Raw genomic sequence first — 10,718 nt, forward strand, 5'->3', positions numbered from 1 at the left:
CCTTTGGGAAGGGAATCAACGCGCGGGAGCGGAGCGGATTGCCTCGTCCTCTCCCTCACACCAACGCCGGCGCATGGCGAGGGAAGAAGAGCGCCTGGCCGGTCGGCGGCTCGGAGACGCGGTAGGGGCCGGGCAGGGCACGCCGCAGGGCGATTTCCTCGGTGGCGACGGCCACGAACTCGTCGGTCTCGGCGATCATGAGTGGCTTGAAGCCGTAACGGTCGCGCACGACGCCCAGGCCTTCCTCGGAAATCACCAGGTAGTTGAAGGCGCCGTCGAGGTCGCGGATCGAGTCGGCCATGGCCTCGGGCAAGGTCCGGCCCCGGTCGAGCCGGTCGCGGAGATAGACCCCGATGACCTCGGAGTCGTTGTCGGTGTAGAAGGTCACCCCGCGCTGCTCGTAGATCCGGCGGAGCTGGTGGTAGTTCGTGACGTGGCCGTTGTGGACGGTCGCCAGGTCGAGCACCCCGTGGGCCCAGAACGGCTGAGAGTGGCTGAGGTCGATCCGGCTCTCGGTCGACATCCGCGTGTGGCCGATCGCCACGGGGCCGTGCCAGGTCGAGATCCCGAACGTCGCCTCCAACTGCGAGGGGGATCCGACCTGCTTCACCAGGTCGAGGCTCGCACCCACACTGAGGACCTCAAGGCCCCCTCGGGCGACCCCCAAGGCCTTCTCGACGGAGTCGACGGTGACCCCGTCATTGGGCCGGAACCGGAACCGGAGCGTGCTCCCCTGCGGCTCGCGACGCCCGACGGCGCCCAGCGGCTCGAGCCGATCGAGCGCGAGCGCATCGCCGGGCGCGATCCGGACGGTCCAGGCGTCTCCGGCCGACTCGTCGCGCACCACCGCGAGCCCCGCGCTATCGGGCCCCCGGCAGCCCAGGGCCTCGAGCATCGCCAGGGCCACCCGGCCGGTCGGGAATCCGGGACGGCCCAGCCGGTCTACAAACCCGACGATTCCACACATGAAAAATTCTCGTCATTCCGCCTTCGCAAAATGTCCGCGGGCCGGATCATTTTAGTGGCTTGAGGGCGGCTTGTCGCCAACAATTGTCCAATCCGACGGCGGAAACGCGACCCCAACCGGGGGCGGGACGGCCCCTTTCGCAGGAGAGTCGACTTCGATGGCCCAGTCCGACGCCCGTCTCACGGCCCTCCAGGGTCAATTCGAGACCGACGGCATCACCTACCTCTTGATCCAATTCGTCGACATCCACGGCGCCGCCAAGGTCAAGCTCGTGCCGGCCGACGGCCTCCGCCCGGCCGTCGAGGTCGGCGCGGGGTTCGCCGGAGGAGCGGTCTGGGGGTCGGGGCAGGGGCCCCACTCGCACGACATGAACGCGCGAGCCGACCTCGACACATACACCCCGCTCCCTTATGAGCCGGGGGTCGCCCGGTTCGCCTCGGACCTCTACGTCGACGACGAGCCCCACCCGTACTGCCCCCGCGTCAACCTCCGCCGGATGATCGCGAAGGCCAAAGGGCTCGGCTGCGTCTTCAACGTCGGCATCGAGCCCGAATTCTTCCTCGTCACCAAGAACGCCGACGGCTCGATCGCCGGCTGGGACCCCTCGGGCGTCGACGACCTGCGCAAACCCTGCTACGACTTCCAGGGGATGTCCGCCGCCCTCGAGTTCCTCCGCGCCCTCAACGACGGCTTCAACACCCTGGGCTGGGGCGTCTATCAGAGCGATCACGAGGACGCAAACTACCAGTATGAGATCAACTTCAAATACGCTGAAGCCCTGACGACGGCCGATCGGTTGACCTTCTTCCGGATGATGACCGGCCAGGTCGCCCGACGTTTCGGCGCCATCGCCACGTTCATGGCCAAGCCGTTCTCGACGCGCACCGGCTCGGGCGCGCACATGCACTACCACCTGGCCGACGCCAAGACCGGGGCGAACCTGTTCGAAGACACCTCGGACCCCCGAGGCCTCGGGCTCTCCCGGCTCGCCTACCAGTTCCTCGGCGGGATCCTCGAACATGCCCCCGCGCTGTGTGCGGTAACCTCGCCAACGGTCAACTGCTACAAGCGGCTCCAACTCGGGGCCGCCCTGACGGGCTCGCGCTCGGGCTTCACCTGGGTCCCCGCGTTCATCACCTACGGTGACAACAACCGGACGCAAATGCTCCGCGTCCCCGGGCCGGGGCACGTCGAGGATCGCACGATCTCGAGCGCGTGCAACCCTTATCTCGCGATCGCCGCATACCTCGCCGCAGGACTCGACGGGATCGCCCGCAACCTCGACCCCGGCGAGCCGAACCTCGGCAACCTTTATGAGTCGAGCCTCGCCGCGATGGCCGAGCGGGGGATCAAGACCCTCCCCCAGTCACTCTCGGCCGCGCTCGACCACTTCGAGGCCGACCCCATCGTCCGCGAGGGGCTCGGGCCGATCGCCGAGGAGTTCCTCAAGTTGAAACGGGACGAATGGCGTGAGTATCATTCCCAGGTCGAGTCCTGGGAGCTCCAACGCTATCTGACCGCCCTCTAGATCAGTCAACGACCAGACATCGGGCGAAATCCAACCTCGGATGAAACACGCGTTAAGAGAAAGCGAATCTATCCGCAGATGACGCGGATCGACGCAGATCAAATCAACCTTTTAAGATTTTCATCTGCGTCGATCCGCGTCATCTGCGGGATCGTTCCCCGCATCCCTTTCTTGGCTCGTTGTCGGCTTGTTGAAACCAGTCTGTCCGTGCCCCCGGCGAGAGACCATGGAACACCTTTCCGCGCGTAACGTCGTCATCGGTTCCGGCGCCATGGGCGCGGCCACGGCCTATCACCTGGCCCGCCGGGGGGAGCCCGTCCTCCTCATCGAGCAGTTCGCGATCGGGCACGACCGGGGCAGTTCCCATGGCGCGGCGAGGATCACGAGGCACTCGTACGCCGACCCCCGCTACGCCAGGCTCATGCTCGACGCCTTCCGGGCCTGGAAGGTGCTCGAGGCCGACGCGGGGCAGAACCTCTACCTCCGGACCGGCGGCATCACCTTCTGCCCCTCGCAGATCGACTACGTGGCCAGGATCGCCGCGAACCTGGAAGCGATGGGAATCCCGCACCGCCGGATGGACTCCGCGGCCCTCCGACGGACGTTGCCCGTATTCCAGTTCCCCGACGACTACGACATCGTGTTTGAGCCCGACGCCGGGATGCTCGCCGCCTCCCGCTGCGTCGCGCTCCAGGTGGCCCTCGCCCGAGAGTTTGGTGGCGAACGCACCCAGGTGCTCGAGTCATGCCCCGTCCGTCGCATCGACCTCGAAGGCGACCGACCGACGATTCTCACCGACAACCACAGGATCGTCGCCGATCGCTTGATCGTCACGGCCGGGGCCTGGACGAAGCGCCTGGTTCCGCAGTTCGACGTCCCGCTGACGCCCACTCGCCAGCAGGTGCTCTACTTCCGCCCCTCCGACCCACTCCCCTACAACCCCGGACGCTTCCCGGTCTTCATCTATAAGGGGAACGAGGAGCTCGACGCCTTCTACGGCATGCCCGAATTCCTCGGGATGGGCGTGAAAGTCGCCAGGCACGGCGGGCCCGAGCTCGACCCCGACTCCAACGATCCCGAGGTCGGCGACGCGTACCGCGAGGTTGTCCGCAGCTTCCTCCGCAAACACATCCCTGGCGTCGCCGACTCGCCGATCGACCGGACCGAGGCCTGCATTTATACCGTGGCCCCCGAAGAAGCGTTCCGCGTCGCCCCGCTTGCCGACTGCCCGAAAGTGATCATGGCCAGCCCATGTAGTGGGCACGGCTTCAAATTCTCCTGCCTGATCGGGAGCGTTTTGGCCGACCTGGCGACCCTCGGCCAGACTGCTGTCGCCATCGACGCGTGGGCAGGCTGATTCCCCAAGTTAAACTTTACTCAAATGTTACGACCCGACGCCGGGTCCCGCATCGGCGATGCTCGACGTCGACTCATCAAAAATCAGGACGTGGCATAAAAAATGCCTACAATGATGGCAGCCACGCCATAGGTCTGCCTGACGCACTCGCCTCGCCCATTACACTATTAGAATATCCAATAGTTTCCCCGGCTTGTATCACCGAGTTCGATGGGATATAGTTCCGGTAGAGGCGATCGAAAGACGAGGTGCGTCCGGACTTAGGCGTGTTGGATGGATTCGAGGGAACACGCGGCCGGACTTGAGCGACCCTTCGCCAAAAACGATCGTCTTCTCTCATTCATGCATCTTTGTCCTTTCAAGAATGAGGTGACAAGATGTTCGTCAAACTGCGAGACCTCACGTCGCGACGCCCCGGTCGAGTTGCCTTCTCGGTCCTTGGTATTGGAATCGCCGCGACGATCGCCGCGGCGTTCCAAGTCGGCGGCAAGCCGGCCGCCATCGCCACCGACCTTGGCGCCGGGCCGGTCGCCGTCGCCAGCAAGCTCGGCACGAACGCCGCGCCGATCGTCACCCAGACGGCCGCGAAGCCTCAAACGGTCGCGACTGACCTGTCCGCGCTGCGCGCTCCGGCCGGTGGGGCGCTGTTGATCTGCGGCGGCGGAAACCTGCCGCCAGTCATCCGAGATCGGTTCTGCACGCTCGCCGGCGGACCGAAGGCGAAGATCGTCGTCATCCCGACCGCGACGGCTCGAGCCGACCACGAGGAGTACCTCGCCCACCTGCTCGACGACTGGAAGTCTTGCAACGTCGGCTCGGTCCGCTTGCTCCATACGCGTTCGCGGGCAACCGCCGACGAGCCGTCCTTCGTCAGCCCCTTGTCCGACGCCACGGGGGTCTGGCTCACTGGCGGCGACCAGACGTACTTGACGCAGGCCTACCTCGGCACGGCCGTCGAGAAGCAGCTCAAAGCACTGCTGGCACGCGGCGGGGTGATCGCCGGCACGTCGGCCGGCGCGGCGGTGATGTCGGGCGTGATGATCGAAGGGGGCCAGACCCGCGCCGACATCGGCAAGGGCTTCGACCTGATCTCCGGCGCCGTCATCGATCAGCACTTCCTCAAGCGTAACCGCATGGAGCGTCTGGTCGGCGTCCTCTCCTCGCACCCCAACCTCGTCGGGCTCGGGATCGACGAGGAGACCGCCCTGGTCGTGGACGTCCGCGAGCATCACCTCAGCGTGATCGGACAATCCTACGTCGTCGCCTGCGTCCCCGACTCGCAGAACCGGTCGGTCCGCCTCAAGTTCCTCAAGTCGGGCGATCAGACCGACCTCGCCGACCTGAAGATCCCGCCCGCCGCCGAAGTCCCCGTCCTGGGCCTCGGCTCGCTGTAATCGTCCGTTCCGCCCCCCGGTTTTCCTTCAAGGCCGGGGGGCGGACTCGACACGACTTCATCCCGTTTTCAAGCTCCGCAAAAACGACAGAATGTCGCCAGGTGATTTGGTGGGCAATGCGCACCGGATCGCCCTGACGCCTGGGCTGGGGCCTTTGCCTCGCGGTAGGTCAGAACGCCGCGGGGTCGATCGGGTCGACCGAGGCGAGGTTCTCGAACCGGGTGAAGTTCTTGAGGAAGGTGAGCTTCACGGTCCCCGTCGCCCCGGCGCGATTCTTGGCGATGATCAGCTCGGCGATACCGGGTTGGTCATTGATATCATAATATTCGGGTCGGTGCAGGAGGAGCACGAGGTCGGCGTCCTGCTCGATCGCACCCGACTCCCGGAGGTCGGCCATGCGGGGCCGACGGTCCTCGCGGTTTTCGACGGCCCGGTTCAACTGCGAGAGGGCGACGACGGGGACTTCCAGCTCGCGCGCCAGGCCCTTCAAACGCCGGCTGATCTTCGCGATCTGTTCCTGCCGGCTGTCGCGAGCCTCATCGCTGTCGACGAGCTGGATGTAGTCGAGGACGATCATCCCGATCGACTGCCGCAGCTTGAGCCGGCGCGCGTTTGCGGTGATCTGGAGCATGGTCCGCGACGGGGTGTCGTCGATGAAGATCGGCGTCTGGCGGAGTTCGTCGAACCCCTTGCCGAGCATGGCGATCTCGCGAGACCCGAGCCCCTGGCCGGTCCGCAGCTTGTGGCCATCGACCCGGGATCTGGAGCAAAGAAGTCGCTCCGCCAGCTCGAGCTGGCCCATTTCGAGGCTCACGAACAGGATGGACGTCTTGAGGGTGACGGCGGCGTGCTCACACATGTTGAGCGCGAACGCCGTCTTCCCCATGCTCGGACGGGCCGCCAGGATCACGAGGTTGCCGGGTTGGAGGCCGCCGGTGATGTCGTCGAGCTCGTAATAGCCGGTGGCCACGCCCGTGGTCGGATGCTTCTGCTCGGCACGCATCGCGATGCGTTCCATCGCCGTGCTCACGACGTCGCGGAGGTCGACCGTATCGCCCTTGGTCTGGTCCTCCGCGATCTCGAAGATTCGGCGCTCAGCCTTCTCGAGGACCTCCTCGGCGGTGAACTGGTCGGAGTACCCGTCGCGGAGGTTCTCGTTGCTCGACTCGATGACTCGACGGAGGATCGACTTCTGGCGGACAATCCCGGCGTAATATTTCGCGTTCGCGGGAGAAGGCGTGCTGGAGAGGATCTCCGAGAGGACCTCGTCCCCGCCGATCGACTTGAGCTGGTCGCGTCGGATCAACTCATCGGAGAGCGTGATCGCGTCGATCGCCTTCCCGAGGTCGTAGAGGTCCCGGATCGCCTTGTAGATAATCTGATGCGTGTCGCGGTAGAAGTCCTCGACCTTGAGGAGCGGCACGACGTCGTGGAGGATCATGTTGTCGAGCAGGATGCTCCCGAGGACGGCCTTCTCCACCTCGACGGCCTGGGGAGGGAGTCGATCGAACAGGGGCGGAGCCTCGGCCTTTGTTGAGCGGCCGTGGCCCTTTCCGTTTCCATTGAACGAGTCCGACATCGTGCGACCACGCTCCTAGCGACCTTGCGAAGCCAGGATCCCGGCATTCCGCCGGATCCCTGAGGACCGATCTCCGACCGGCTGGGTTGAGTGTTCCGTCACTCGCGGCTCGCGATCTCAGTGCGTGCCGATCTGAACAATCGTATCGGCCGGGCTAGGGGTTGACCATTAAAAAAAAGGTTGGCACTCCCTGGATGGTGCGTCGGTTGAGTCCGAGTTGGGTGGGAGGTGGAGGGAACGCAGAAGGCCGACGGTCGCCGCCCGTGTTCGGGCAAGACCGTCGGCCTTCGTGGATCCTGGGTCCGGTCAAGTCCCCGTCAGGGGACTCGGACGCGGTGACCTCAAGAGGCGGCTTCTTCGGTGTGAGTCGGGACGACCCACAGCTTGACCTCGGTGTTGACGTCCTGGCCGAGGGAGAGCTTGATCGTGTAGAGGCCGAGTTCCTTGAGGGGCCCCTCGATCTTGACGTGCTCGCCGTCGATCGGGAAGTTGTCGGCGCGGAGGGCGAGGGCGATCTGGTCGGCGGTGACCGAGCCGTAGAGGTGCCCTTCGGCGTTGGCGTTCGCCTCGATCGTGATCGAACGCTGGGCGATCTGTGCGGCGAGGTTCAGCAAGTCGGCGCGACGGGCCTCTTCCAGCTCGCGGATTCGCTGGCGGTGCTTCTCGACGATCCGCAGGTTGTGCGGGGTCGCGAAGGTGGCCAGGCCTTGCGGGAGGAGGTAGTTGCGGGCGAAGCCGGGGCGGACCTTGACGAGGTCGCCGGGCTGGCCGCAGTAGGGGACGGTATGAGTCAGGAGGACCTGCATGTACCCGTCTTTCGAACGGGTCGGGTGGTTCTTGCGGCGTTCGACGCCGGGCTGGCGAATTTCGGGCACGAGGGCCGTCATCGTCTTGGCATGCGCTTCGGCCGCGGCCGCGGCCCGCTTCGCCTTCGTCGACGCCTTGGCCTTGACCTTCGCCTTGGCCTTGGCCGGTTTCTTGTCGGTCATCTTGGCCATGTCGTACACACTCCTGGGGTGGGGCGTCGCGTAGCGAAGGTCGAGGTCCGCCGCTCAGCCTTATCCGAATCGATCCCTGTCCTCGTCACGATCACGTTCACAGGTTCCCGATCCGATTCACTTCGATCGAATTTGATCAGAACGGAATATCTTCATCATCGCCGTCCGGCTCGGCGGGCCGACGACTCGGTGCGCTACTCGCCGACGGATAGCTTCGGCCGCGCGTATCGGGTGCCGGCGGGCTGCCCCGCCTGGGCTGGAACTCGCGCGTAGGGGGCGCTGCATATTCGCCATCCGGGCTGCCGCCGCCACCCCCGCCCCCCGAGTCGCCTCGGCGGTCGAGGAACTGGACGCGGTCGGCCTGCACCCGGATCTTCGTCCGCTTCTCGCCCGTGGTCTTGTCGTCCCACGAATCGAGCTTCAACGATCCTTCGACGTGGACGCTGCTCCCCTTCTTGAGGTACTGGCAGCAATTCTCCGCCTGGCGGTCCCACACCGTGACGTCGATGAAGAGGGTTTCCTCTTTGCGATCGCCGTCCTTCGAGGTCCACGTACGGCTCGTCGCCATCTTGAGGTCGGTGACGGCCGAACCGCTGGGCGTGTAGCGCAGTTCCGGATCGAAGGTCAGGCGACCCATCAAATAAACTTTGTTCAAATCGGCCATCGACTGGTCCCTCCCCAGGGCCAACGGCAAGCCGGTCCACTCCGGTCCCATCGCAGGGGCCTAAACGATTGTTCCCTAGGAGAAACGTACCACATTCCGATTTCGCCCTCAAGCAACAAATCGGAAGCGTTACGCCCACCATGGATTAGGTATCGGCCTACGGAACCGACGGCGATGATCCGAAGTGACCCGGACGCGATGGAACCGAGGGGTCGGGCCGGTCGTCGGCTCAGTCGTCTCGGCGGCGACGGCGGGGCCGTTCGTCGAGCTCTTCCTCACGGCCCCGCTCCTCGGCCTCGATGTTCGGGGTCGAGGTCATGGCCTGGTTGACCAGGTGGTCGACCAGCTTCGGGTGGACCTTCAGGATCAGCTCGCGGAGGACCACGTCGCTCAGGTGGCAGTCGGCGACGATCTCCTTCAAGGCCGAGCCGTCGGTCTTGAAGTAGGTGAGGAGATACGTCCCCTTCTTGTGGCCGTCGACCGCGTAGGCGAGCCGACGCTCATCCCACTGGCGGCTGGCGACGATCTCCGACTGGTGCTTCGTGAGGATGTCATGGACGTGCTTGACCGACTCGTCCCACGAGACGGCCACCTTGGTGCTATCGAGCAGGAACATCGCCTCGTACGTATTGGCTGGCAAGTCGCATCCCTCCGCATCTGGCTCGTGACTAATGGCTTAAACCAAGGATTCGCGTCTTCCGTCTCGTCCCGACCGGCCCTCTCTGGGCCAAGGTCGAGGGAGGGCCATCATTTCGACGGCCCATTGAATCGATTCATGGCGGCGTCCAGGCCCTGGGCGGTCCAGACGGCGACGGCCTGCGAGGCGAGGATCATGGCGTCGTCGATGACCGGCCTCTCGGCGCTTCGGAACCGGCTCAGCACGAAGTCGGCGGCATCGATCGGGCCTCGGTCGCCGATCCCGATCCGGAGCCGGGCGTACTGGTCCGCACCGAGTTGGGCCGAGATGTCGCGGAGCCCCTTCTGACCGCCGTCGGAGCCCCCGCCGCGAATCCGCAACTTCCCCAGGGGGAGGTTCAGGTCGTCGCAGACGACCAGCAGGTCGGCCAGGTCCAGCTTGTAGAACCGCATGGCCTGGGCGACCGATCGTCCGCTCAGATTCATGAACGTCTCGGGCTTCAGGAGCAGGACCCGCCGGAAGTCGATCTCGGCCTCGGCAAGCAGGCCGTCGAATTTCCGGGTGAAGGTCGCCCCCGTCCCTCCTTCGGCGATCCGGTCGACCGCATCGAAGCCGATGTTGTGCCGGGTCCCCTGGTACTTGCTCCCGGGGTTGCCCAGCCCGACGACCAGTTTCCACATCCCCTAGGCCCCCGACGTGGTCGCGGCGGCCGGGATCACTCGTCCTTGTCCTTCCGCTCGGGCTTGATGACCTCGGGCTGCGTCACGGAGCCCTCTTCGCCGGTCGTCGCCGACTCGGCCGCTTGGGAAACGACGTGGACGACCACGAGGTCGCCTTCGACGTTGGCCTTCACGCCTTCGGGGAGGATCAACTCGCGGACGTGGATCGTCTGGTTCAGGTGCAGGTTGCTCACGTCGATCCGGATCGAGTCGGGGATCGCGTTGGCGCGGCAGGTCACCGAGAGGGTGTGGATCGGCTGCTCGAGGATCCCCCCCTCGGCCACGCCGGGCGAGGTGCCCCGCAGGTCGAGCCGGACTTCGGTCTCGATCGACTCCTCAGCACTGACGCGTGCGAAGTCGAGGTGGATGATTTCCTTGCCGAGGTGATCCCACTGCAATTCCCGGACGATGACCATCTCGGTCGCCCCCCCGTCCAAGCTGAGCTCGGCGAGGTGGGTCGACTTCTTGACCATCTCCCACACGGAGTCTCGCGTCAGCGAGATCGGCACCGGGGCCTGCTTGTGACCGTAGATGATCGCCGGGATCCGCCCGCGGGCCCGCAATTTGCGGGACACTCGGGAACCCGTCCCCTTGTTCTTCTGGGGGTCACGCGCTTCGACCGCAATCTTCACCGCGTCCGCCATAAGTCGCCTTTGCCTGACCCCGCCACGAGGTCCTCTGGAGAATCCGAAGGGCCGGGGGTTCGCTCGAGGGAAATCCGATCCCCCTGCTCGACGCACCGGAATCTTCCCGAAAATCGAAAAATGCGGCCCTGCGGACCGCGCATCGAGCGATTATGCGAAAGCCCCACCCGCCATTCAAGACCAAAGCCGGAAATTACACGCCGTCCACCGAGGTCGCCGAGGTGTCACGCG

The 10,718-nt window shown here is 65.3% G+C and carries 10 protein-coding genes; 3 read left to right on the forward strand and 7 right to left on the reverse strand.

What is annotated here, in order from left to right; genetic code table 11:
• Nucleotides 1–55: 55 nt before the first annotated feature.
• Nucleotides 56–967 carry a class II glutamine amidotransferase domain-containing protein gene (locus ACYOEI_RS30760; RefSeq protein WP_462853543.1) on the reverse strand — a complete coding sequence of 304 codons (912 nt, stop codon included), beginning with the start codon at nucleotides 965–967 and terminating at the stop codon, nucleotides 56–58.
• A 157-nt stretch (nucleotides 968–1,124) separates the two neighbouring features.
• Between ACYOEI_RS30760 and glnT the strand changes: the two genes are divergently transcribed.
• The 3 genes from glnT to ACYOEI_RS30775 all read left to right on the forward strand — a co-directional run bounded on the left by glnT (nucleotide 1,125) and on the right by ACYOEI_RS30775 (nucleotide 5,246).
• Nucleotides 1,125–2,495, forward strand: a complete 1,371-nt coding sequence (gene glnT / locus ACYOEI_RS30765) for a type III glutamate--ammonia ligase (protein ID WP_462853545.1) — start codon at nucleotides 1,125–1,127, stop codon at nucleotides 2,493–2,495.
• A 226-nt stretch (nucleotides 2,496–2,721) separates the two neighbouring features.
• Entirely contained in the window at nucleotides 2,722–3,852 is a 1,131-nt protein-coding gene (gene solA, locus ACYOEI_RS30770) for an N-methyl-L-tryptophan oxidase (RefSeq protein ID WP_462853547.1), read from the forward strand.
• A 377-nt stretch (nucleotides 3,853–4,229) separates the two neighbouring features.
• Nucleotides 4,230–5,246 carry a cyanophycinase gene (locus ACYOEI_RS30775; protein WP_462853549.1) on the forward strand — a complete coding sequence of 339 codons (1,017 nt, stop codon included), beginning with the start codon at nucleotides 4,230–4,232 and terminating at the stop codon, nucleotides 5,244–5,246.
• A 169-nt stretch (nucleotides 5,247–5,415) separates the two neighbouring features.
• On the opposite strand, the gene dnaB is transcribed toward ACYOEI_RS30775, so the two are convergent.
• The 6 genes from dnaB to ACYOEI_RS30805 form a co-directional block, all read right to left on the reverse strand.
• Entirely contained in the window at nucleotides 5,416–6,825 is a 1,410-nt protein-coding gene (dnaB, locus tag ACYOEI_RS30780) for a replicative DNA helicase (protein WP_462853551.1), read from the reverse strand.
• A gap of 341 nt (nucleotides 6,826–7,166) precedes the next feature.
• A complete protein-coding gene (gene rplI / locus ACYOEI_RS30785; RefSeq protein WP_462853553.1) occupies nucleotides 7,167–7,823 on the reverse strand; it encodes a 50S ribosomal protein L9 in 657 nt (218 codons plus the stop codon).
• Nucleotides 7,824–7,959: 136 nt separating this feature from the next.
• Nucleotides 7,960–8,487: a single-stranded DNA-binding protein gene (locus ACYOEI_RS30790; protein ID WP_462853554.1), complete on the reverse strand. Its 528-nt coding sequence runs from the start codon at nucleotides 8,485–8,487 to the stop codon at nucleotides 7,960–7,962.
• A gap of 229 nt (nucleotides 8,488–8,716) precedes the next feature.
• Nucleotides 8,717–9,127, reverse strand: a complete 411-nt coding sequence (gene rpsF, locus ACYOEI_RS30795; protein WP_462853556.1) for a 30S ribosomal protein S6 — start codon at nucleotides 9,125–9,127, stop codon at nucleotides 8,717–8,719.
• Nucleotides 9,128–9,234: 107 nt separating this feature from the next.
• Complete coding sequence (gene pth, locus ACYOEI_RS30800; RefSeq protein ID WP_462853557.1) at nucleotides 9,235–9,804, reverse strand: aminoacyl-tRNA hydrolase; 570 nt, start codon at nucleotides 9,802–9,804, stop codon at nucleotides 9,235–9,237.
• A 35-nt stretch (nucleotides 9,805–9,839) separates the two neighbouring features.
• A complete protein-coding gene (locus ACYOEI_RS30805; RefSeq protein WP_462853559.1) occupies nucleotides 9,840–10,487 on the reverse strand; it encodes a 50S ribosomal protein L25 in 648 nt (215 codons plus the stop codon).
• Nucleotides 10,488–10,718 lie beyond the last annotated feature (231 nt).

The organism is Singulisphaera rosea (assembly GCF_054877945.1).